This is a genomic window from Streptomyces blattellae (genome assembly GCF_009709555.1).
GTDB classification, from domain to species: domain Bacteria; phylum Actinomycetota; class Actinomycetes; order Streptomycetales; family Streptomycetaceae; genus Streptomyces; species Streptomyces blattellae.
Genome location: NZ_WJBG01000158.1, coordinates 44954 through 68260, shown reverse-complemented (window position 1 = coordinate 68260; position 23307 = coordinate 44954). Strand labels below are relative to the sequence as shown.

Below are 23307 nucleotides of genomic sequence, written 5' to 3'. Positions count from 1 at the left end.
CTCTCAACACCGTGGAACGCCTCGGTGGCCAACAGGCCGGGGCGAAGCTGCCGTACGCCCAGTCGGGGCGCGCGCAAGGCGCAGTAGGCTTCGGCGCTAGAGCCGGAGCCCCTGTACCCATGGGGACAGACCAGCCCGAGGAGCGCCCCGAATGAGCCTGACCCTGAGGACGATCAGTCGCGAGCACCATCTGGCATACATCCAGAGCCTGCCAGCGGCGAGCCACATGCAGGTCCCGGCATGGGCCGACGTCAAGGCGGAGTGGCGCTCCGAGAGCCTCGGCTGGTTCGACGACCGCACCGGTGAACTGGTCGGCGCAGGGCTCGTCCTCTACCGGCAACTGCCCAGGATCAAGCGCTACTTGGCCTATCTGCCCGAGGGCCCGGTCATCAACTGGTTCGCGCCGAATCTCACCGAGTGGCTGGAACCGATGCTCGCGCACCTCAAGCAGCAGGGTGCCTTCTCCGTGAAGATGGGCCCCCCGGTGATCATTCGGCGCTGGGAGGCCGGCTCCATCAAGCAGGGCATCCAGAACCCGGACGTGAAGCGCCTGCGCGACATCGAGGCCGACTTCATCGAGCCGCGCGCCTTCGAGGTCGCCGACAAGCTCCGCCGTATGGGCTGGCAGCAGGGGGAGGACGGGGGCGCCGGCTTCGGTGACGTACAGCCCCGGTACGTGTTTCAGGTGCCGCTGGCCAACCGCTCCCTGGAAGACGTCCACAAGAACTTCAACCAGCTCTGGCGCCGCAACATCAAGAAGGCCGAGAAGGCTGGTGTCGAGGTTGTCCAGGGCAGCTATCACGACCTTGAGGAATGGCAGCGGCTGTACGAGATCACCGCTGTGCGTGACCACTTCCGGCCCCGCCCGCTGTCGTACTTCCAGCGCATGTGGACGGCCCTCAACACCGAGGACCCCAACCGCATGCGGCTGTACTTCGCGCGCCACAACGGTGTGAACCTGTCGGCCGCGACCATGCTGGTCGTCGGCGGGCACGTCTGGTACTCCTACGGCGCGTCCGACAACATCGGCCGCGAGGTCCGGCCCTCGAACGCGATGCAGTGGACGATGCTGCGCGACGCCTATGCGCTCGGCGCCACCGTCTACGACCTGCGCGGTATCTCCGACTCGCTGGACGAGACCGACCACCTCTTCGGCCTGATCCAGTTCAAGGTGGGCACGGGTGGGCAGGCCGCCGAATACCTCGGCGAGTGGGACTTCCCGCTCAACAAGCTGCTCCACAAGGCGCTCGACATCTACATGTCCCGCCGCTGACACACCACAATTTGCTTTCACATCTCTGATACACCGCAGCCACGAGAAAGGTTCCAGGTCCGGCCATGGCGCTCACGCTCTACGTCGACACCGCGCGCTGGCGGGCGCACCACAAGCACGTGCAGGAGCAGTTCCCGGGCCTCGTCCCGGTCTGCAAGGGCAACGGCTACGGCTTCGGGCACGAACGTCTCGCCGAGGAGGCCACCCGGATGGGCTCGGAGGTCCTCGCCGTCGGCACGACGTACGAGGCCGCGCGCATCAAGGACTGGTTCGGCGGTGACCTGCTGGTGCTCACGCCGTACCGGCGTGCCGAGGAGCCGGTGCCGCTGCCGGACCGGGTCATCCGCTCGGTGTCGTCGGTGGACGGCGTGTACGGCCTCGTGGGCGCCCGTGTGGTCATCGAGGTGATGTCCTCGATGAAGCGGCACGGCGTGAGCGGGCAGGACCTGCCGCAGCTGCACGCCGCCATCGAGAACGTCCGTCTGGAGGGCTTCGCCATCCATCTGCCACTGGACCGCACCGACGGCTCGGACGCCGTCGAGGAGGTCATCGGATGGATGGACCGGCTGCGCGCGGCCCGCCTGCCCCTGCACACGATGTTCGTCAGCCACCTGAAGGCCGAAGAACTCACCCGCCTCCAGCAGCAGTTCCCGCAGACCCGCTTCCGTGCCCGCATCGGCACCCGGCTGTGGCTGGGCGACCACGAAGCCACCGAGTACCGCGGCGCGGTCCTGGATGTCACCCGCGTCTCCAAGGGCGACCGCTTCGGCTACCGGCAGCAGAAGGCGGCCTCGGACGGCTACCTGGTGGTCGTGGCGGGCGGTACGTCGCACGGAGTGGGTCTGGAGGCCCCGAAGGCGCTGCACGGCGTCATGCCCCGCGCCAAGGGCGTCGCCCGCGCCGGCCTCGCCACCGTCAACCGGAACCTCTCGCCGTTCGTCTGGGGCGGCAAGCAGCGTTGGTTCGCGGAGCCGCCGCACATGCAGGTCTCCATTCTCTTCGTGCCCGCGGACGCCCCGGAGCCAAAGGTCGGCGACGAGCTGGTGGCCCATCTGCGGCACACCACCACACAGTTCGACCGGATCGTCGACCGCTGAGCAGCGGCACGACAGCAGGAAAGGCCGTACCCGGAAACACCGTGTACGGCCTTTTACGTGGCCCGCGTACGCCGCGTTCGCTCAGAGCGAACGCTCCTCGGACGGCCCAGGGCCTGTGCCGCCCCACTCCACTTGAGTTCCCTCGAACGGAGCCGCGTGCCGAGGGGGATGGGCGGCCGCGCCGAGCACGAAGACGTCTTCGGCGCCGTCGAGGACGCCTCCCGAGGGATCGTCGTCGCCGGCCCTGCGCACCACGTCCCGCTCCGGCATGAGGATGTCACGCACGATCAGCACGCACAGGTACAGCGTCCCCAGCAGGTGCACGCCGATGGCCCAGTGGTAGCCGTCGGTCGGAAGGCCCTTGTGGGCGTCTCCGCTGGTCGTGTAGGCGAGGTACAGCCAGATGCCCAGGAAGTACGCCACCTCGCAGGCCTGCCAGATCAGGAAGTCCCGCCACTTCGGCCGGGCCAGCGCGGCCAGCGGGATCAGCCACAGGACGTACTGCGGCGAGTAGACCTTGTTGGTGAGGATGAAGGCCGCGACGATCAGGAAGGCGAGCTGGGCGAAGCGTGGACGGCGCGGTGCGGTCAGGGTGAGCGCCGTGATGCCCGCGCAGCACACCAGCACCAGCAGCGTGGCAAGCGTGTTGACCGTGTCGGTGCTGAGCGGGTTGGTCGAGTTCTGGGCCATGATCAGCCAGAAGGAGCCGAAGTCGACGCCCCGCTCCTGGCTGAACTCGTAGAACTTCGACCACCCTTCGAAGGCGAACAGCATCACCGGCAGGTTCACGACCAGCCAGGCGACGACCGCCCCTGCCAGTGCCGTACCGAACTCCCGCCATTTACCGGCCCGCCAGCAGAGCACCAGCAGCGGCCCGAGCAGGAGGAAGGGATAGAGCTTGGCGGCCGTGGCAAGCCCTAGGAGAACCCCGAAGGCGAGGGAGCGGCCCCGCGACCACATCAGCATCGCCGCGGCCGTCAGAGCGACAGCCAGCAGGTCCCAGTTGATCGTGGCGGTCAGTGCGAAGGCGGGCGCCAGGGCGATCAGCAGACCGTCCCAGGGCCGCCGGGCGTGCGTACGGGTCACGCAGACGGCGATGACGACGGCGCACACCATCAGCAGCCCGGCATTGACCATCCAGTACCACTGCTCCTGGTCCTGGATGCTGCCGCTGCCCGGCGTGAGCCAGGCGGCCACCTCCATGAACACTCCGGTCAGCACCGGGTATTCGAGGTACTGCATATCGCCGGAGAGCTTGTCGAAGTACGGCACCAGCCCGTCGGCGAACCCGCGCCCCTGGTAGAGGTGCGGGATGTCCGAGTAGCACGCGTGCGTGTACTGCGAACTGGCACCGAAGAACCAGGCGCCGTTGTAGCAGGGCGCCTTCTGGACCAGGCCGAGGGCGAACATGCCGATCGCCACCAGCGCGATGACTCTCACGGGGGTCCACCAGGACGTCCCGAGCAGGGCACGTCGGCCGATGGGGCCGCCGATCAGCTCACTGCCGGTCGCCGCGACCTCGTCGGTCTTGGTCGGCGGTACCGGCTCCGGCTCGTGCACGCTCGCTTGCGTCGATTCTGCGCTGGGCATGGGGCACATCCTGCCGTACCGACCTAGGAGTACGTCGAGGGCCGCCGCACCTCGTGGGTGCGGCGGCCCTCGTTTCACGTGAAACATCCGGGTGTTTCACGTGAAACAGTCACACCGGACGATCCGGCACCTAGCCTGTTGACCCTCCGAAAAGGCCCCCGTTGCCATTGCCCTGGTTTCCATTCTCGTCGCCCGTATCCGTAGGCGTCGGTGAAGACGTCACACCGCCGTCCGTACCTCCGCTGTTCGCACCTCCCGTTTCGGAGCCGCCCGAGTCGTCACAGCCAAAGAAGCCACAGGTCTCGGATGTCGAGGGCGAGGGAGAGGCGAGGGACTCACTGGGCGTCGGAGTCGGCGTCGGGCTCTCCTCCTGCGTCTCGGTGAAGGTAGGAGTGGGAGTCGGCGTCGGCTCATTGACGATCTCACCGATGGGCTTGGGCGTCGGGAACTTCTCCACAGGCTCGCCCTTCAGCGCCTCTTCCATGTAGTCGTGCCAGATCTGCGCCGGGAACGAGGCGCCATGGATCGAATCCTGGTCGCCTGTGCCGTACATCTCCAGGAACGTACGGTTCTTCTTGGTCTCATCGTCGTCGTAACGGAACATCGTGATCGACGTGGACAGCTGCGGGGTGTAGCCGACGAACCAGGCGGACTTGTTGCCGTCGGTGGTACCGGTCTTGCCCGCCACGTCGCGCCCCGTCAGCTGGGCGTTGGTACCCGTGCCCTCGTCGACGACCGTCTTCAGGACGTCCGTGACGTTGTCGGCGACGTCCTTGGTGAACGCCTGCTTGGTCTGCGTCTCGTGCGTGAAGACCGTGCCGTCCTTGCTCGTGACCTTCTCCACGGAGTAGGGGTCACGCTGCTCGCCGCTGGATGCGAACGTGGCGTACGCACCCGCCATGCGGATCGCACTGGGGTCGGAGGTGCCGATGGAGAACGTCGGATAGTCGGTGCCGGACAGGCTGTCCTCCTTGAGGCCCGCGTTGATGGCGGCCTCCTCCACCTTGTCCAGGCCGACGTCCATGCCCAGCTGCACATAGGCGGAGTTCACCGACTCCCGCATCGCCTCCCGGAGGTCGATGTCGTAGTTGGGCGGACTGCCGTACGACTGGTCGCCGTCATTGACCTGCAGCCACTCTTTGCCCTCCTCGTTCTTCCAGACGTCTCCGTTGTACTCCTCGATCTTGAGTTTGTTCTTGCCGCTGTAGAGGCTCTTCGGGGACACCTGGGTCCGCTCGTCCTGTGCTTGGGTCGGACCCAGATCCGGGTCCCGCACACCCCACGTCATCCCTGCCGCGAGCACGAACGGCTTGAACGTCGAACCGACCTGGGCGCCGGTGACGTCGGCGTTGTTGGTGAAGTGCTTGGTCGCGTCCTCACCGCCGTAGATGGCCTTGATCGCACCGGTCTTCGGGTCCACGGAGGCACCGCCGAACTGGACGTGCGTGTCCGTCTCAGGACGCTTCTCGGGGTCGATGTTGGCCTTCTGGACCTTCTTGACCGAGTCCTCAAGCTCGTTGACCTTGTTCTTGTCGAAGGTCGTGTAGATCGAGTAGCCGCCCTGTTCCAGATCGCTCTGGGTGATGTCCGTGTTGTTGACCACATACGCCTTGGCAAGGTCGACGAGGTAGCCGACCTGGCCGCTCAGCGCCGCGTTCGAACGCGGACTCTGGGTTCGGGGAAGCTCGGTGTACTTGGCCCGCGTCGCGGCATCCAGATGGCCGTACTCGACCATCTTGTCCAGGGTGTCCTGCATCTGGATCTCCGCCCGCCTGCTGTTCGCCTCGGGCGTGGCGGCGGGGTCGATCGAGGTGGCACCCGCCGGGTCGTAGTACGTGGCGCCCTTGAGCATCGCTGCCAGGAAGGCGCACTGCCCCGCGTTCAGGTCGATGGCGTCCTTTTTGAAGTACGCGCGCGCCGCCGCCTGGATGCCGTAGGCCCCGCGGCCGTAGTACCCGGAGTTCAGGTAGCCGGCCATGATCTCGTCCTTGGAGAGCTGCGAGCCCACCTTGATGGAGACGAAGATCTCCTGGACCTTCCGGGAGACGGTCTGCGACTGGTCGTCGAGCATCGCGTTCTTGACGTACTGCTGGGTGATCGTGGAGCCACCCTGCGTCGCGCCGCCCCTGGCCATGTTGAACACGGCGCGGGCGATGCCCTTCGGGTCGATGCCGCTGTCCGTGTAGAAGGTCTTGTTCTCCTGGGAGATGACGGCGTTGCGCATATCCTCGGGGATTTGCGAGAGATTGACGATCTGGCGATTCGTCTCGCCACCCGTGGCGACCATCTCGCTGCCGTCGGCCCAGTAGTAGACGTTGTTCTGCGCCTCGGCGGTCTTGGCGATGTCGGGGATGTCCACCATCGCGTACGCGATGCCCGCCGCGGCCACGAGGCTGCCGAAGAAGCCGATGCACAGGCCGGAGACGAGCTTCCAGGACGGCACCCAGCGACGCCACCCGTACCTGTCGGCCCGGGGGTAGTCGATGAGCCGTTTCCTGCCAGGAGGAACCGATCGCCCTCTGCCTCGTCCGGGACCGGCGCGTCCGCCGCTCTGGGCCGGGTCGGCTGCTCTGCGGCGACCGCCTGAGCTTCTCTGGGCCGCACGCCGGGCCTCGGCGCGGCCGCCGTACGGCCGCTCCTCGGCTCCCGACCCGGAATCCGACCCGTACGAGTCGGAAGGAGACCCGGTGGCGCCTCGCGGTGCCGCGCGGCGGCCGGTGGGCAAGCCGGACTGGCCGCGTCGGGCCGCGGCACGTCCGCCTCCCTGCGGCTGCGGCGGTTTGCGGCGGTGCTCGCTCATCGAACGACTACTCCTAGGGCAGGCGCACCGTGGCGCGCCTGGAAACGGCGGCAGGTTTCCGGTCCCCCCGAAGTACGGATGTGGTCGGTCCCGCATTCACCCGTACTGCACCGGGGACGAGGACGTCCCCAGGCGTCACTCGGTTCCCGGTGGTCTGCATGCCGCACAGACTACGCACCGTCAAAACCCACCTAGCCCCGAGGTTCACCCCAAACCAGGCAACTTACTTCCTACGAATCGGTGATGTGATCCCGTTCACCGTCCTCCCTCTTGTCGCATCCGGAAGGCCGTTCTATCGTCGTGATGTATCGAGTCGATACATCAGCTCGACATAAGGACCGTCAAGGCGCCCCGTCGCAAGGGCCGCGGCAGGGAGGAGGCGACGATGAGCCGGCGTTCCGGGATCCTCGAATTCGCCGTACTCGGCCTGCTCCGCGAATCCCCGATGCACGGCTATGAGCTGCGCAAACGACTCAACACATCACTGGGAGTGTTCCGTGCGTTCAGCTACGGGACGCTCTACCCCTGCCTCAAGACGCTGGTCGCCAACGGCTGGTTGATCGAAGAGCCGGGGAGCACCGCCGAGGACGCCCTCGCCGCGCCTCTCACCGGACGCCGCGCCAAGATCGTCTATCGGCTCACGGCGGAAGGCAAAGAGCACTTCGAGGAGCTGCTCTCGCAGACCGGGCCCGATGTGTACGAGGACGAGCACTTCGCCGCTCGCTTCGCCTTCTTCGGGCAGACGTCGCGCGACGTACGCATGCGCGTGCTTGAGGGGCGACGCAGCCGGCTGGAGGAGCGCCTGGAGAAGATGCGCGCCTCCCTGGCGCGCACCCGGGAGCGCCTCGACGACTACACGCTTGAGCTCCAGCGCCACGGGATGGAGTCCGTGGAGCGCGAAGTGCGCTGGCTGAACGAGCTCATCGAGAGCGAGCGGGCCGGACGGGACCTCCGTGGTTCCGCCTCCGGGGGGCCCGCTCAGCAGGACACCACATCTGGAGAGTCGGGCGGCCTGCCCCGGTCCGGGGACACCTCCCGGCCGGATACGCCCGACGACACCGCCACGTGAGGTCCCGTCAGGGCCTCACTCGTACACACAGGGAGCAACCGGAATGGGTTCGGTTCGCGTAGCCGTCGTCGGCGTGGGCAACTGCGCCGCGTCGCTGGTGCAGGGAGTCGAGTACTACAAGGACGCCGATCCGGCGTCGAAGGTCCCCGGCCTCATGCACGTGCAGTTCGGCGACTACCACGTCCGTGACGTGGAGTTCGTCGCCGCGTTCGATGTCGACGCGAAGAAGGTCGGCCTCGACCTCGCAGACGCCATCGGCGCCTCCGAGAACAACACCATCAAGATCTGCGATGTGCCGAACACCGGCGTGACCGTCCAGCGCGGCCACACCCTCGACGGCCTCGGCAAGTACTACCGCGAGACCATCGAGGAGTCCGCCGAGGCGCCGGTCGACGTCGTCCAGATCCTCAAGGACAAGCAGGTCGACGTCCTCGTCTGCTACCTGCCCGTCGGTTCCGAGGACGCGGCGAAGTTCTATGCCCAGTGCGCCATCGACGCCAAGGTCGCCTTCGTCAACGCCCTCCCGGTCTTCATCGCCGGCACCAAGGAATGGGCGGACAAGTTCACCGAGGCGGGCGTGCCGATCGTCGGCGACGACATCAAGTCGCAGGTCGGCGCCACCATCACGCACCGCGTCATGGCAAAGCTGTTCGAGGACCGCGGCGTCATCCTCGACCGCACGATGCAGCTGAACGTCGGCGGCAACATGGACTTCAAGAACATGCTTGAGCGTGATCGCCTGGAGTCCAAGAAGATCTCCAAGACGCAGGCCGTCACCTCGCAGATCCCCGACCGGGAACTCGGCGAGAAGAACGTCCACATCGGCCCGTCCGACTACGTCGCCTGGCTCGACGACCGCAAGTGGGCGTACGTCCGCCTTGAGGGCCGCGCCTTCGGTGACGTCCCGCTGAACCTGGAGTACAAGCTCGAGGTCTGGGACTCCCCGAACTCCGCCGGCGTCATCATCGACGCCCTGCGGGCCGCGAAGATCGCCAAGGACCGCGGCATCGGCGGGCCGATCCTCTCGGCGTCGAGCTACTTCATGAAGTCCCCGCCGGTCCAGTACTTCGACGACGAGGCCCGGGAGAACGTGGAGAAGTTCATCAAGGGCGAGGTCGAGCGCTGAGAGCGGTCGTCTCTTGACCCGTTGAGGGTCCCTGGGTCGTATGGCCCGGGGGCCCTCCCCATATGTGAGGCTGAACCGCATGGCCGTCGTCCGTGACCTGCGCATCCTCCTGCGCTTCCAGGGCTTCCGGCGCCTGCTCGCCGTACGCCTGCTGTCCCAGGGGGCCGACGGCGTCTACCAGGTCGCACTCGCTTCCTACGTCGTCTTCTCGCCGGAGAGACAGACGTCGGCCGCCGCGATCGCCTCCGCGATGGCGGTCCTGCTCCTCCCGTACTCCCTGGTGGGCCCCTTCGCAGGCGTCCTGCTGGACCGCTGGCGCCGCCGCCAGGTTCTCCTGTACTGCAGCCTGCTGCGCGCCCTGCTGGCGTCGGTGACGGCCGCCCTGATCGTCAGCAACGTCCCTGACTGGCTCTTCTACGTCTCCGCCCTGTGCGTCACCGCCGTCAACCGCTTCGTCCTGGCGGGCCTGTCCGCCGCACTGCCCCGCGTGGTCGACGCCGACCGGCTGGTGATCGCCAACTCCCTCTCCCCGACTGCCGGAACGCTCGCCGCGACCGCCGGCGGCGGCCTCGCCTTCGTCGTGCGGCTGCTGGTCGCCGACTCCGACGCGGCCGTGGTGCTGCTGGGTGCCGTGCTGTATCTGTGCGCGGGGCTGGCCTCGCTGAGCATGGCCCGGGACCTGCTGGGCCCCGACCGAGAGCTGGTCCAGCCTCGCCTCGCCGCCGCGCTCTCCGGCACCGCACGCGACCTGGCAGCAGGTGTACGTCATCTTGCCGCCCCTCAGCGCCGGGAGGCGGCATGGGCGCTGTGCGCGATGACGATGATGCGGTTCTGCTACGGCGCCCTGACGGTCATGCTGCTGATGCTCTGCCGGTACGCCTTCACGTCCACCTCAGACGACGGACTCGCCCTACTGGGGCTTGCGTTGGCCATTTCCGGCGCCGGTTTCTTCGCGGCGGCGGTGCTGACGCCCTGGGCAGCGGGACGACTCGGAGCCGGCCGCTGGATCGTGGTGTGTGCGGCGGCGGCCTCGGTCCTGGAACTCGTCCTGGGCCTGCCGTTCGCCACGGCTCCCATGCTGGTCGCGGCATTCGTCCTGGGCCTCACCACCCAGGGGGCGAAGATCGCCACGGACACGATCGTGCAGTCCTCGGTCGACGACGGCTTCCGCGGCCGGGTCTTCTCCGTCTACGACGTCCTGTTCAACGCCGCGTTCGTCGGAGCCGCCGCTGTGGCTGCCTTGATGCTGCCGCCGGACGGTCGGTCGGTGCCGCTGGTGATCACGGTGGCCGTTATCTACGGGGCAGTTGCCACCACTATGAACCGCTTTGAACGCCAGTAAGTGTCACATCAGTGCCACAGAGTCACTCCCGGATACGGAGTTGTCAGTGGGGGCCGGTAGCTTACGTGCGTCTTATTTCGACGCCATGTCCGCGTCGCCCATCCTTTTCAGGGGGACCCCGTTGACAACTCCGCCGCCCCAGGGCCAGAACCCATTCGCGCAGGGCCAGAACCCGTACGCCCAGCCGCAAGGCCAGGCCCCGTATCCGCCCCAGGGCGGCTACCCGCAGCATCAGGGCCAGCCCGGCTTTCCCCCGCAGCCCGGCTTCCCTCAGCAGCCCGGCTTTCCCCAGCAGGGCGCCTCGCCCTATGCGCCGGTCCCGCCACAGCCGTCCGGTCGCAAGCTCAGCTTCAAGACGATCAGGAACATCGTGGTCGGCATAGTCGTCATCGGCGTGGTCATCGGCGGCATCATCGCCAGCCGGGATGACGCCAACACGGCCGCGGTGGGCGACTGCATGCACCGCGGCAGCACCAGCAACAGCGACCCGGACCTAGAGGTAGTCGAGTGCAGCTCTTCGGATGCTGAGTACGTGGTGCTGGCCAAGGTCGAGGGCTCGTACACCACTGACACCGAGGCCAGCTCCCAGTGCGAGGCCAAGGCCAAGGACTTCCAGTACGTGTACACCGAGAGCGGTGACGGCAGCGACTTCCTGCTTTGCCTGAAGGACTACACCAAGTAGGGCAGACATCGAGGGGGGCGGTGTTTCACGTGAAACACCGCCCCCCTCGCGCGTGCTGCACGGGGTCATGTTTCACGTGAAACATGACCCCGTTTCCATATCCTCAGCCCTGCTCTGCCCACCACTCCTTGAGTGCCGCCACCGCCGCGTCGTGCTCCATCGGCCCGTTCTCCAGCCGAAGCTCCAGCATGTGCGTGTACGCACGCCCAACGGCCGGCCCCGGCCCAACGCCCAGGATCTCCATGATCTGGTTGCCATTGAGGTCGGGGCGGATCGCGTCCAGCTCCTCCTGCTCCTGGAGCTGGGCGATGCGGTCCTCCAGTCCGTCGTACGCCCGGGCCAGAGCCGCTGCCTTGCGCTTGTTCCGCGTCGTGCAGTCCGAGCGGGTCAGCTTGTGCAGGCGGTCGAGGAGGGGGCCGGCGTCACGGACGTAGCGGCGGACCGCGGAGTCCGTCCACTCGCCGGTGCCGTAGCCGTGGAAACGGAGGTGGAGTTCGACCAGACGGGAGACGTCCTTCACGAGTTCGTTGGAGTACTTCAGCGCCGTCATCCGCTTCTTGGTCATCTTCGCGCCGACCACTTCGTGGTGGTGGAAGGAGACCCGGCCATCGCCCTCGAAGCGACGGGTGCGGGGCTTGCCGATGTCATGCAGCAGCGCGGCGAGCCGCAGGGTGAGGTCGGGGCCGTCATCCTCAAGTGCGATCGCCTGCTCCAGGACGATCAGCGTGTGGTCGTAGACGTCCTTGTGCCGGTGATGCTCGTCGCGCTCCAGACGGAGCGCCGGGAGTTCGGGCAGTACGTGGTCGGCCAGTTCGGTGCCGACCAGCAGGGTCAGTCCCTTGCGCGGGTACGCGGAAAGGATCAGCTTGTTCAGTTCGTCCCGGACCCGCTCGGCCGAGACGATCTCAATGCGCCCGGCCATCTCCTTCATCGCCGTGACAACCTCGGGGGCCACCTCGAAGTCGAGTTGCGCGGCGAAGCGCGCGGCCCGCATCATCCGCAGCGGATCGTCCGAGAAGGACTCCTCGGGCGTGCCCGGCGTGCGCAGCACACGCTCCGCAAGGTCCTTGAGACCACCATGCGGGTCGATGAACTCCTTCTCCGGGAGCGCGACCGCCATCGCGTTCACCGTGAAGTCACGCCGGACGAGGTCTTCCTCGATGGAATCGCCGTATGACACTTCGGGCTTGCGTGACGTCCGGTCGTACGCCTCGGACCGGTAGGTGGTCACCTCGATCTGGTAGCCATCCTTCTGCGCCCCGACGGTACCGAAGGCGATCCCGACCTCCCACACGGCGTCCGCCCACGGGCGCACGATCTTCAGGACGTCCTCCGGGCGGGCATCAGTCGTGAAGTCGAGGTCGTTGCCGAGCCGGCCGAGCAACACGTCCCTGACCGATCCACCGACCAGGGCGAGTGAGAACCCGGCTTCCTGGAAGCGGCGAGCGAGGTCGTCGGCGACAGGAGCGACCCGCAGCAGTTCACTGACCGCGCGGTGCTGCACCTGGCTCAGGGCACTGAGGTTGTCTTCGTTGGCGTTCGGCACAACAGAAGAGGGTACGTGGCCCGGGCGACCCCGAGCGCCCCCATTAAGCAGGGAAGACATCACGGCTGAAGGGGGAAGACATCACAGCCCAAAGCGGACGGGCACGTCGCCTCCCTGATACGCGCACAAGATCCGTCCTTGCGGTGCGCGGGGGACGCGCCTCCTTTATACGGGAACATACGGGACAGCCCGACGCCGCCCACCGATCTTGTGGAGCGGTCCGCGGCACTTCCCCTCAGCGCGCATCGTTACCATGCGTGGGCGGACATTCCAACGACCACTGACGACGACGAGGGACGGACGAGCGCGTGGCCGAGGCGGCAGAATTCCAGGGGATCAGTCCCTCACCTGCCCGCCGGTGGCTGCGGCGCACGGGAGCACTGCTCGCCGGGGCGCCCCTGCTGACCGGGCTGATCCAGCTGTCCGCAGCCACGCCTGCGGACGCCGCCGGGCAGACCTCCGTGAAGGCCGCCTCCGGTTCGAGCACGGTGGCTGTTGCCGTCGACTCACTCACGCCCAGCACCCCCGTAGAGGGCGACACCCTGACCGTGTCCGGCACGGTGACCAACAACGGCAAGCAGGCCGTCACCGGCGCCGAGGTCGATCTACGCCTGGGCCCGCAACTGACCACCCGCTCGGCCGTCGACAGCGCCGCCCAACGCACCGGCTACCAGGAGGGTCTCGACGGATCACCGGTCGGCGGGGAGTACGTCGAGGAGTTCTCGAAGCTCACGCCGGGCGTCTCCGAGCACTTCAGCATCTCCGTGCCGGTCGACAAACTGGATCTCGGCTCGGACGGGGTCTACCAGTTCGCCGTCTCAGTCTCCGGCGAGACGTCCGCGCAGCCGTGGGAGCAGGTGCTCGGCATCCAGCGGACGTTCCTGCCCTGGCAGTCCGGCGAGGCCGACACCAAGACGAAGACGACCGTCCTGTGGCCGCTGATCTCCACGGTCCACATGACGGCGGAGACAGGATCGAACGAGCAGCAGACGCCGGTCTTCCTCAACGACGACCTCGCCAAGGAGATCTCCCCGGGCGGCCGGCTGGACCGGCTCCTGTCCCTGGGCAAGAACCTCGACGTCACCTGGGTGATCGACCCGGATCTACTGGCATCGGTCGATGCGATGACACGCGGCTACCGGGTGAAGAACGAGGACGGCACCACCACAGCCGGCACCCATCAGGCGGTCGCGAAAGAGTGGCTCGCCAGGCTGCAGGAGGCTGTGGTCGACAAGGAGGTCGTCGCTCTGCCCTTCGCCGACCCGGACCTGGCCTCGATCGCCCACAACGGCACCAGTGTCACCGGCTCGCTGAGCCACCTCAAGGAAGCCACTGACGTCGTCGCCAACACGGTCGAGCCGATCCTCCACGTGCAGCCGATCACAGACTTCGCCTGGCCCGTGGACGGAGCCGTCGACCGGTCGATCGTCAAGGTCGCCACCTCGGCCGGAGCAGACAAGGTGATCGCGCGCAGCGACAGCCTGGAGGAGACGGGCGGCCTGCCGTACACGCCCTCGGCGGCACGCCCCATCGGCGGGGGCACCACCGCGGTGGTCGCAGACGCGCGGCTGTCGACGGCCTTCCAGGGCGATCTGACGAAAGCGTCGGCCTCCACGCTCGCCGTGCAGAAGTTTCTCGCGCAGAGCCTCACGATGAACCTCCAGACGAACATACAGCGCAGCGTCGTCGTCGCACCGCAGCGCATGCCGACAGCCAGCCAGGCGCGTGCGATGGCCGAGGCGGTGACAACGCTCCAGGGCGGTGCCTGGTCCGAGTCCCAGGAGCTCACGGCGGCCGCAGCAGCCGAGCCGGACGAGGGCGCCACCACGAAGGTGCCGTCGGGATCCGCCTACCCCTCGTCGCTGCGTAAGCAGGAGCTGCCGCTGCCGGCCTTCCAGCAGATCGCGACGACGCAGGACAAGCTCGACAACTTCAAGGTGATCCTCAGCGACCAGTCCCGTGTCGTGACCCCCTTCGGGCGGGCCATGAACCGTGAGATGTCCACCTCCTGGCGCGGCCGTGCCGACGAGGCGGAAAGCTTCCGCGCCGACGTGGCGGAATATCTCGACAGCCTCGCCGGCCAGGTCACACTGATCGACAAGTCCGAGACCAAGCTCTCCGGACGCAGCGCCACGATCCCCGTCACCGTGCAGAACAACCTGGTGCAGAGCGTCGACCAGCTGGTGCTGCGCCTCACCTCCACCAGCCCGAACCGGCTCCAGATCGGCGGCGCTTCCTACGAGGAGCAGCCCGTCACGGTCTCCGGCGGGCACAGCCAGACGGTGAAGTTCACCACGTCGGCCAAGGCCAACGGCCGAGCGACGGTGATGGCCCAGCTGTACACAGAGGACGGCCAGCCGTACGGAGCGCCGGTCACCTTCGACGTGAGGGTCACCGAATTCACGGCCACGGTCATGCTGGTCATCGGCGGCGGTGTCCTGCTGCTCGTCCTGGCCGGCTTCCGGATGTATACCCAGCGCAAGCGCGCCGCCGCCCGTGAGGCCGAGGGGGACGGCCCTGACGAGGCGGGCGAGAGCGACGAGAGCCCGCAGAACCCCGAGGGCCCTGAAGACCGTCTCAAGGAGGAGTCTGGCGCCCGACCCCGGGCAGGCGACCCGAAGCAGCCGAGTGACCTGACATCGGACACCCCAGCGGAAAGCACAGACCCGTCCGGCACGGGTGAGAGAGTGGACCGTTGAGGATGTCGTGGCTGGTGGGCCCGGGACTGATGAGGTGGGGTAACCATGAACGCGCCATACGACGGTGACCGCGGCCAGCCCGCGGGCAGCTCGGGGTACCCCGAAGACCTGCCGCCCGAGCACGGCCAGGTGCCGCCGCAGCATCCCGCGGACATGTACCTCCAGGACGCCTACAACCAGGACGCCTACAACCAGGATCCCTACAACCAGGATCCCTACCGGGCTCAGGACCTCTCGGCCCAGGACCCGGTCGCCGAGGCGCTCTACGACCGCGCCGCGCACCCGCCACCTCCCCCGGGCACCTACCCGCCACCACAGCAGCTCTACGCCCAGCCGCCGCAGTCGCCGTACGCCCCCGACCCGCACGTCTGGGCCCAGACCCCGGCTCCCGAGCCGAGCGGCCCGACCCTGTACCTGCCGTACGGCGACGATCCCCTCACCACCCAGTACGTCGGCGTCGACGACCTCGTCGCCTACTCCTCCGGGCAGCGCCACGAGCCGGACGCCTTCGCGTATCTCTTCCGGGACCAGCAGCAAGGCAGCGGCCATCCGCAGTACGAGCCCGCGTCGGTGCCCGGTCAGTACCCGGCGCAGGAACAGTACGGCCAGTACCCCGCGGCGACACCGCCGCCGCCCGTGCCTGAGACCGCCGCACCTGAGACCCCTGCTCCCGCGCCCTCCCGTGCGGCGACCAGGAGGCGCAGACGGGCGAGCGGCGGCCTGCTGAAGTCGAGCGCAGTCATGGCGGCGGGCACGATGGTCTCCCGGCTCACCGGGTTCGTCCGGTCCGCGATGATCGTCTCGGCGCTGGGCCTGGGCCTGCTGGGCGACTCGTTCCAGGTGGCGTACCAGCTGCCGACGATGATCTACATTCTGACCGTCGGCGGCGGCCTCAATTCCGTGTTCGTCCCGCAGCTCGTCCGGGCCATGAAGGACGACAAAGACGGCGGCGAGGCGTACGCCAACAGACTCCTGACCCTGGTCGTGGTGATCCTCGGTGTCCTCACCGTGCTCGCCATGCTGGCCGCCCCCCTCCTGGTGAGGGCCTTGTCGACCCCCGTGGCCAACGATCCCTCGGCGAACGACACCGCCGTCACGTTCACGCGGTACTTCCTGCCGTCGATCTTCTTCATGGGCATCCACGTGGTGATGGGGCAGATCCTCAACGCCCGTGGCCGCTTCGGCGCGATGATGTGGACGCCGGTCCTGAACAACATCGTCATCATCGTGACGTTGGGCGCGTTCCTGTGGGTGTACGGCACCGCCGAGCACTCCGGCATGCAGGTCACGAACATCCCGTCGGAGGGTGTGCAGCTGCTCGGCGTCGGCGTCCTCCTCGGGCTCGTCGTCCAGGCCCTCGCGATGATTCCGTACCTGCGCGAGACCGGGTTCAGGCTCCGGCTCCGCTTCGACTGGAGGGGCCACGGCCTCGGCAAGGCCGCGATGCTCGCCAAGTGGACGATTCTCTTCGTCCTCGCCAACCAGGCGGGCGCTCTCGTCGTGACGCAGCTCGCCACCGCGGCCATCACCGACTCCGGCGTCCCCGGCACCGGCTTCAGCGCCTATGCCAACGCCCAGCTCATCTGGGGCCTCCCGCAGGCCATCATCACCGTCTCCCTGATGGCTGCCCTGCTGCCTCGGATCTCCCGCTCGGCGGCCGAGGGCGACACGGGTGCCATCCGTGACGACATCTCGCAGGGCCTGCGAACGACAGCGGTCGCGATCGTGCCGCTCGCCTTCGGTTTCGTGTCGCTCGGCATCCCGATGTGCACGCTGATGTTCGGCTCCTCCGGCACGAGCGAAGCAACGAACATGGGCTACATGCTGATGGCCTTCGGCCTCGGCCTGATTCCCTACTCGATCCAGTACGTCGTCCTGCGCGCCTTCTACGCCTACGAAGACACCCGCACCCCGTTCTACAACACGGTCATCGTGGCCGCGGGCAACGCAGGAGCGTCAGTGCTCTGCTACGTCCTGCTCCCGGCCCGCTGGGCCGTTGTCGGCATGGCGGCCTCGTACGGGCTGGCCTACGCGATCGGCGTCGGCATCGCCTGGAACCGGCTGCGCAAGAAGCTGGGCGGGGACCTCGACGGGACACGTGTGATGCGGACGTACACCAGACTGTGCATCGCCTCGGTGCCCGCGGCGCTGCTCAGCGGCGCAGCCTGCTACGCCATCGGCCACTCGCTCGGCCAGGGCGTCATCGGCTCCTTCGCCGCGCTCCTCGCCGGCGGAGCCGTACTGCTGGGCGTCTTCTACGTGGCTGCCCGTCGTATGCGCATCGCGGAGCTGAACTCACTCGTCGGCATGGTCCGCGGGCGTCTGGGGCGCTAGGGCCGGGGTAGGCGCACAACCATCGACCCCCACCGTGTGTCGTGCATAGCGGCGGACTGTGGGCACAATTGGTTTCGGCGTCGGACAGCGCGGACGGAAGTCGAACGGCGCGCAATGGATGGGGAGGCAGGAACGACGGTGGCGGAACGGAGCACGGCTGCCGTCGACGTGGCAGACAACAGCGGCGACGAGCCGCTGACCGCACAGGCGGACCAGTCCACGGCCGACGGGGTGGCCAAGAATCGGGAGCTGGACACGGACACCGACGAGGCACAGGGGAGCGGCGGGACCGAGCGTCCCGGGAAAGCCTCACCGCCGGAGCTGCACAGCGGCCACAAACTCGCCAGACGCTACCGCCTTGAGGAATGCGTCACCCGTCTGGACGGATTCAGCAGCTGGCGCGCGGTGGACGAGAAGCTCCGTCGCGCCGTCGGCGTCCACGTCCTGCCCGCGGACCACACCCGGGCGCGTTCCGTCCTGGCGGCGGCCCGCTCCTCCGCCCTGCTCGGTGATCCCCGGTTCGTCCAAGTCCTCGACGCCGTCGAGGAGAACGATCTCGTCTACGTCGTCCACGAGTGGCTGCCCGACGCCGTCGAGCTGACCGCGCTCCTCGCTCCCGGGCCACTGGAGCCGCACGACGCCTACCAGATGGTCAGCCAGGTGGCCGCCGCGATGGCCGCCGCCCACCGTGAGGGCCTCGCCCATCTGCGCCTGAACCCCAACGCCGTCCTGCGCACCTCGTCCGGTCAGTGGCGTATCCGCGGCCTCGCGGTGAACGCCGCGCTGCGCGGCATCAGTTCCGACACCCCGCAGCGCACCGACACGGAGTCGATCGGCGCCCTGCTGTACGTGGCGCTCACCCAGCGCTGGCCGTACGAGAGCGACGCCTACGGCCTGTCCGGGCTGCCCAAGGACGTCGGTCTGATCGCCCCCGACCAGGTGCGCGCCGGCGTCCACCGCGGTCTGTCCGAGCTCGCCATGCGCGCACTCGCCAACGACGGTGCGACCGCCTCCCGCCACGAGTCCCCGTGCACCACGCCGGAGGAGCTGGTGAAGGCGATCGGCGAGATGCCTCGCATCCGCCCACCGGAGCCGGCGTTCACGGCCCCGCCCGAGTACCAGCGCACGACCTACCATCAGGGCACGTACGGCCGTCAGGCACCACGCCCCGGAGTCCCCCAGCCGGTGCAGGCGCCGCCGCCTCCGCTGCAAAGCCGTACCGGCAAGGCGCTGAAGTGGGCCGTCTCGGCTCTCCTGATCGCGGCTCTGGGCCTGGGCAGCTGGCAGCTCGCCGATGCGCTCATGGACCAGGGCAACACGTCCGAGGACACCAACCAGACGCAGACGACGGAAGACAACGAGAAGAACACCGACAAGCCCAAGCCGGTCACGACGCTCCCCATCGAGGGTGCCAAGGAGTACGTGGCCGAGGGCGAAGCCCAGCATCCCAGCGACGTGGACCTGACGTACGACAGCAGCACAACGACGGGATGGCGGACCAACAGCTACGACGACGGCCCGAAAATAGTGATCAAGCCCGGTGTCGGCATCGTCTACGACCTCGGCTCCGCTCAGGAGGTGTCGACCGCGACGCTCTCCCTCCGCTACGGCGGCGATCACACCACCGTCAAGCTGTACGCGACCGACACACTGGATTCCTCCACACCGTTGAGCTCGATGCAGGAGCTGGGCGAGGCCACCACGAGCAGCACCTCCGCAAAGGTGACGGTCGACAAGCCGGTGAAGAGTCGCTATCTGCTGGTCTGGCTGACAGCGATGCCGTATTCCGGAGAAGATTCCGTCAACTACAGCCAGGCCGGCTACAAGCAGGCCATCACCGACGTGAAGTTCACCGGCTGACAGCTCACCCGCATCCCAGGGGAGGGGGTCCGATGGCAGATGGCACCGCATACGGCGACGCAAGCGATCAGGACCTCCTCGCTCGCCATGTGAGCGGCGACCCCGATGCCTTCGGCGAACTCGTACGGCGCCACCGTGACCGGCTCTGGGCCGTGGCACTGCGGACGCTCGGGGACCGCGAGGAAGCCGCTGACGCGGTCCAGGACGCCCTTGTCTCCGCCTACAGGGCCGCCCAGACCTTCCGCGGCCAGTCGGCCGTCACGACATGGCTCCACCGCATCACGGTGAACGCCTGCCTCGACCGCGCCCGCAAGGCGGCCTCACGCAAGACCGCTCCGGTCGATGACACCGAGCGCCTGGAGCAGTTGCTGGAGCCGCATGAGTCGGCCTCGGCTCCCGCGGAGCGCAACGATCTCAACCGCCAGCTCCTCGAAGCGCTCGGTACGCTTCCGCCGGACCAGCGCGCGGCCCTCGTCCTGGTGGACATGCAGGGCTACCCGGTCGCCGAAGCCGCCCGTGTCCTCGACGTTCCGACCGGCACCGTGAAGAGCCGCTGCGCCCGCGGCAGAGCCCGGCTCCTGCCCCTCCTCTCTCATCTGCGGCAGGAAGACGGCGACGACAGAGAACCCGGCCGGGGACGGAACCGGATGCACGGGACCTCCGTCCCACCAGCAACGGATCCGCATGACACCGGGTCCCGCGATACAGGACCCAGTGATTCAGCAGCTGTGAAGGGCGGAGGTGGGCGAGCGTGACATCCACGACAGACACGGCCGGGCACCCGGACGTCGCTGAGATCTCCGACCTCACCGAGGGCCTGCTGGCTCCAGACCGGACCGCAGACGTACAGCGGCATCTGGACGAGTGCGTGCTCTGCGCGGATGTCCACGCATCGCTCGAAGAGATCCGGTGCCTCCTCGGCACGCTGCCGGGTCCACAGCGCATGCCCGACGATGTTGCGGGCCGTATCGATGCCGCCCTTGCCGCTGAAGCTCTTCTCCAGGCCACCGCACCCGATAGTGCGAGTGACCCGGCACCCGTCGACGCTCCCACGCCCGACCACCGTGCTCATGTTTCACGTGAAACATCGGTGTCTGTAGCCCGTCCCGCAGGGAACGCCCGCGGCACGACCACGGGTCCTGGCCGCAAGGGCCGCAGGAAGGGCATGCGCCGCAGGGCCACCGTCCTCGGTGCCGTCTTCGCAGTGGCCGCTCTGGGTTTCGGTTCCGCGCTGGTGGCGTATCTGAACGACGGCGATCCGTCCAGCGATACGAACACCGCCGCCGACACCTTCTCCGAGGGGAAGCTGGAGAACCAGGTCGCCGATCTCCTTGCCGAGGACCAAGGCCGCGGAAACGACTCCCGTGCCCCGCGCACTTTCGGTACGGAGTCGGCTCCTGCCAGCGAGGGTCCCCAAGTCTTCAGGGAGCCCACAGTCCCGCCATGCATCCAGCAAGGCATCGGCAGCAACGACACGGCGATCGCGACCCAGAACGGCACCTTCCAGGGGACGGACGCCATGCTCGTCGTGCTGCCCGACCCCGCCGACCCCACTCGGGTCGTTGCCTACGTCATGGACGCCACGTGTGTCGCCCACCCGTCGCCCGACAACACGGCCAAGGTCCTGTTGAAGCAGTCCTACACGCGCTCCTGAACGCGAACGCTTCGTCTGTGTCCTGCGTGGTATCCCGTACGGTGTCCACCCTCCGTGTTCCCGGGCACACCGGGAATGCACGCCCCTTAGGATCCGTTGGGTGGGGTGAGAGTTCGAGAGGGCTCCACCGGCCGTACTGACGAGTCCAGAGACGAGGAATCAAGCCGTGAGCGACGTTCGTAACGTGATCATCATCGGCTCAGGGCCCGCCGGCTACACGGCGGCGCTGTACACCGCGCGCGCGTCGCTGAAGCCGCTGGTGTTCGAGGGCGCCGTCACCGCGGGTGGCGCCCTGATGAACACCACCGATGTGGAGAACTTCCCGGGCTTCCAGGACGGCATCATGGGCCCCGAGCTCATGGACAACATGCGCGCCCAGTCCGAGCGCTTCGGTGCCGAGCTCGTCCCGGACGATGTGGTGGCCGTCGACCTGTCCGGTGAGATCAAGACGGTCACGGACACCACCGGCACGGTCCACCAGGCGAAGGCCGTGATCGTCGCCACCGGCTCGCAGCACCGCAAGCTGGGCCTGCCGAACGAGGACGCCCTCTCCGGGCGCGGGGTCTCCTGGTGCGCCACATGCGACGGCTTCTTCTTCAAGGACCAGGACATCGCCGTGATCGGCGGCGGCGACACCGCGATGGAGGAGGCGACCTTCCTCTCCCGCTTCGCCAAGTCCGTGACGATCGTGCATCGCCGTGACACCCTGCGGGCCTCCAAGGCGATGCAGGAGCGCGCCTTCGCCGACCCGAAGATCAACTTCATCTGGGACAGCGAGGTGGCCGAAGTCCAGGGTGACCAGAAGCTGTCCGGCCTGAAGCTGCGCAACGTCAAGACCGGTGAGTTCTCGGACCTGCCGGTGACCGGCCTGTTCATCGCAATCGGCCACGACCCGCGCACCGAGCTGTTCAAGGGCCAGCTCAACCTGGACGAGGAGGGCTATCTGAAGGTCGACGCCCCCTCGACGCGCACCAATTTGGCCGGTGTCTTCGCCGCCGGTGACGTCGTGGACCACACCTACCGCCAGGCGATCACCGCGGCCGGCACCGGCTGCTCCGCCGCCCTCGACGCCGAGCGCTTCCTCTCCGCCCTGGCGGACGAGGAGCAGGCCGAGCCCGAGAAGACCGCTGTCTGACCCTCATCCGCCCCACGCACCGACCAGTTAAGGAGCCCGCCGTGGCCGGCACCCTGAAGCATGTAACCGACGACTCTTTCGAGCAGGACGTCCTCAAGAGCGACAAGCCCGTTCTGGTGGACTTCTGGGCCGCCTGGTGCGGTCCGTGCCGCCAGATCGCGCCCTCCCTTGAGGCGATCGCTGCCGAGTACGGCGACAAGATCGAGATCGTCAAGCTGAATATCGATGAAAACCCGGGTACGGCCGCCAAGTACGGCGTCATGTCCATCCCGACGCTGAACGTCTACCAGAACGGCGAGGTCGCCAAGACCATCGTCGGCGCGAAGCCGAAGGCCGCGATTGTCCGCGACCTTGAGGACTTCATCGCCGAGTAGTCGATGTTTCACGTGAAACACGAATGGGCCAGCCTCTTAAGGCTGGCCCATTCGGTTGTCGGAGGGTCTCTACAGCGGTCGCAGCACCGGCTCCTTCTGAACGGCCCCCAGCAACCGGTCCAACGCCATCTCCACGTCTTCCTTCCAGGAGAGCGTCGTCCGCAGTTCCAGACGCAATCGCGGATATGTGGGGTGAGGCCGGACCGTCTTGAAGCCCACGGCCGTCAAATGGTCAGCGGGCAGAACACAAGCAGGCTCCGACCAACGAGCGTCACCGAAAGCTTCGATCGCCTTGAAGCTCCGGCGCAGCAGATCCTTCGCGACCGTCTGCACCATCACTCGGCCCAGTCCCTGGCCCTGGTAGCCCGGCATGATGAATGCGGTCATCAACTGCACGGCGTCGGGTGATACAGGGCTCGTGGGAAACGCCGTCGAGCGGGGGACGTAGGCGGGAGGGGCGTAGAGCACGAAACCCACAGGCACCTCGTCGACGTACACCACGCGGCCGCAGGATCCCCAGTCCAGCAGTACGGCGGAGATCCAGGCTTCCTTCTCCAGGCCCGGGGTACCCGCCTTTACCGCGGCTTCGCCGCTGACTGGGTCCAGCTCCCAGAAGACACACGTGCGACAGCGCTTGGGGAGGTCCTGAAGGTTGTCCAGCGTGAGCGGTACGAGCCGGCGCCCCATGAAGGCTGTTCCTCGCTTCCTTCGCCCGCCGCGTCGCGG

General features: G+C 67.6%; 17 protein-coding genes. 13 read left to right on the top strand and 4 right to left on the bottom strand.

Annotated elements, in window-relative coordinates; translation table 11 throughout:
* Positions 1–151 precede the first annotated feature (151 nt).
* Complete coding sequence (gene femX, locus GFH49_RS18725; RefSeq protein ID WP_155057197.1) at positions 152–1273, top strand: peptidoglycan bridge formation glycyltransferase FemX; 1122 nt, start codon at positions 152–154, stop codon at positions 1271–1273.
* Positions 1274–1338: 65 nt separating this feature from the next.
* A complete protein-coding gene (locus GFH49_RS18720; protein ID WP_155057196.1) occupies positions 1339–2370 on the top strand; it encodes an alanine racemase in 1032 nt (343 codons plus the stop codon).
* 81 nt (positions 2371–2451) lie between these two features.
* Here the strand turns inward: GFH49_RS18720 and GFH49_RS18715 are convergent, their stop codons facing one another.
* Together GFH49_RS18715 and GFH49_RS18710 are read right to left on the bottom strand one after the other, a co-directional pair.
* Entirely contained in the window at positions 2452–3969 is a 1518-nt protein-coding gene (locus GFH49_RS18715; RefSeq protein WP_155057194.1) for a glycosyltransferase family 87 protein, read from the bottom strand.
* Positions 3970–4090: 121 nt separating this feature from the next.
* The gene (locus tag GFH49_RS18710; RefSeq protein ID WP_155057192.1) at positions 4091–6760 is read right to left on the bottom strand and encodes a transglycosylase domain-containing protein; all 2670 of its coding nucleotides are present in this window, start codon (positions 6758–6760) and stop codon (positions 4091–4093) included.
* Between the two features lie 385 nt (positions 6761–7145).
* Here GFH49_RS18710 and GFH49_RS18705 point away from each other — a divergent pair, with 385 nt between their 5' ends.
* The 4 genes from GFH49_RS18705 to GFH49_RS18690 all read left to right on the top strand — a co-directional run bounded on the left by GFH49_RS18705 (position 7146) and on the right by GFH49_RS18690 (position 10979).
* Positions 7146–7829, top strand: a complete 684-nt coding sequence (locus GFH49_RS18705) for a PadR family transcriptional regulator (RefSeq protein ID WP_155057190.1) — start codon at positions 7146–7148, stop codon at positions 7827–7829.
* A gap of 43 nt (positions 7830–7872) precedes the next feature.
* Entirely contained in the window at positions 7873–8955 is a 1083-nt protein-coding gene (locus GFH49_RS18700; protein ID WP_155057188.1) for an inositol-3-phosphate synthase, read from the top strand.
* 79 nt (positions 8956–9034) lie between these two features.
* A complete protein-coding gene (locus GFH49_RS18695; protein ID WP_155057187.1) occupies positions 9035–10297 on the top strand; it encodes an MFS transporter in 1263 nt (420 codons plus the stop codon).
* 121 nt (positions 10298–10418) lie between these two features.
* Positions 10419–10979, top strand: coding sequence for an LppU/SCO3897 family protein (locus tag GFH49_RS18690; RefSeq protein ID WP_155057185.1), 561 nt, complete (start codon positions 10419–10421; stop codon positions 10977–10979).
* A 103-nt stretch (positions 10980–11082) separates the two neighbouring features.
* Here GFH49_RS18690 and GFH49_RS18685 read toward each other — a convergent pair whose 3' ends face one another.
* Entirely contained in the window at positions 11083–12525 is a 1443-nt protein-coding gene (locus GFH49_RS18685) for a CCA tRNA nucleotidyltransferase (protein ID WP_155057183.1), read from the bottom strand.
* 308 nt (positions 12526–12833) lie between these two features.
* Between GFH49_RS18685 and GFH49_RS18680 the strand changes: the two genes are divergently transcribed.
* The 7 genes from GFH49_RS18680 (at position 12834) to trxA (ending at position 22581) form a co-directional block, all read left to right on the top strand.
* The gene (locus GFH49_RS18680) at positions 12834–15224 is read left to right on the top strand and encodes a DUF6049 family protein (protein ID WP_155057181.1); all 2391 of its coding nucleotides are present in this window, start codon (positions 12834–12836) and stop codon (positions 15222–15224) included.
* A gap of 45 nt (positions 15225–15269) precedes the next feature.
* Entirely contained in the window at positions 15270–17558 is a 2289-nt protein-coding gene (gene murJ / locus GFH49_RS18675) for a murein biosynthesis integral membrane protein MurJ (RefSeq protein WP_155057180.1), read from the top strand.
* A 138-nt stretch (positions 17559–17696) separates the two neighbouring features.
* Positions 17697–19418, top strand: a complete 1722-nt coding sequence (locus GFH49_RS18670; protein WP_155057178.1) for a protein kinase family protein — start codon at positions 17697–17699, stop codon at positions 19416–19418.
* 32 nt (positions 19419–19450) lie between these two features.
* Positions 19451–20173: an RNA polymerase sigma factor SigM gene (gene sigM, locus GFH49_RS18665; RefSeq protein ID WP_155057176.1), complete on the top strand. Its 723-nt coding sequence runs from the start codon at positions 19451–19453 to the stop codon at positions 20171–20173.
* Complete coding sequence (locus GFH49_RS18660) at positions 20170–21072, top strand: RsmA family anti-sigma factor (protein WP_155057174.1); 903 nt, start codon at positions 20170–20172, stop codon at positions 21070–21072. The genes sigM and GFH49_RS18660 overlap by 4 nt, the downstream gene beginning before the upstream one ends.
* Before the next feature lie 166 nt (positions 21073–21238).
* Positions 21239–22207, top strand: a complete 969-nt coding sequence (trxB, locus tag GFH49_RS18655; protein ID WP_155057172.1) for a thioredoxin-disulfide reductase — start codon at positions 21239–21241, stop codon at positions 22205–22207.
* Between the two features lie 41 nt (positions 22208–22248).
* Positions 22249–22581 (top strand): thioredoxin, encoded by a 333-nt coding sequence (gene trxA / locus GFH49_RS18650; RefSeq protein WP_123998972.1) that lies wholly within the window; start codon positions 22249–22251, stop codon positions 22579–22581.
* Between the two features lie 69 nt (positions 22582–22650).
* On the opposite strand, the gene GFH49_RS18645 is transcribed toward trxA, so the two are convergent.
* Complete coding sequence (locus GFH49_RS18645; protein WP_155057170.1) at positions 22651–23268, bottom strand: GNAT family N-acetyltransferase; 618 nt, start codon at positions 23266–23268, stop codon at positions 22651–22653.
* Positions 23269–23307 lie beyond the last annotated feature (39 nt).

Excerpts from the sequence above, each read along its gene's own strand:
- femX (WP_155057197.1), top strand. The coding sequence starts at position 152 with ATGAGCCTGACCCTGAGGACGATCAGTCGCGAGCACCATCTGGCATAC.
- GFH49_RS18720 (WP_155057196.1), top strand. The coding sequence starts at position 1,339 with ATGGCGCTCACGCTCTACGTCGACACCGCGCGCTGGCGGGCGCACCAC.
- GFH49_RS18715 (WP_155057194.1), bottom strand. The coding sequence starts at position 3,969 with ATGTGCCCCATGCCCAGCGCAGAATCGACGCAAGCGAGCGTGCACGAG.
- GFH49_RS18710 (WP_155057192.1), bottom strand. The coding sequence starts at position 6,760 with ATGAGCGAGCACCGCCGCAAACCGCCGCAGCCGCAGGGAGGCGGACGT.
- GFH49_RS18705 (WP_155057190.1), top strand. The coding sequence starts at position 7,146 with ATGAGCCGGCGTTCCGGGATCCTCGAATTCGCCGTACTCGGCCTGCTC.
- GFH49_RS18700 (WP_155057188.1), top strand. The coding sequence starts at position 7,873 with ATGGGTTCGGTTCGCGTAGCCGTCGTCGGCGTGGGCAACTGCGCCGCG.
- GFH49_RS18695 (WP_155057187.1), top strand. The coding sequence starts at position 9,035 with ATGGCCGTCGTCCGTGACCTGCGCATCCTCCTGCGCTTCCAGGGCTTC.
- murJ (WP_155057180.1), top strand. The coding sequence starts at position 15,270 with ATGAACGCGCCATACGACGGTGACCGCGGCCAGCCCGCGGGCAGCTCG.
- sigM (WP_155057176.1), top strand. The coding sequence starts at position 19,451 with ATGGCAGATGGCACCGCATACGGCGACGCAAGCGATCAGGACCTCCTC.
- GFH49_RS18645 (WP_155057170.1), bottom strand. The coding sequence starts at position 23,268 with ATGGGGCGCCGGCTCGTACCGCTCACGCTGGACAACCTTCAGGACCTC.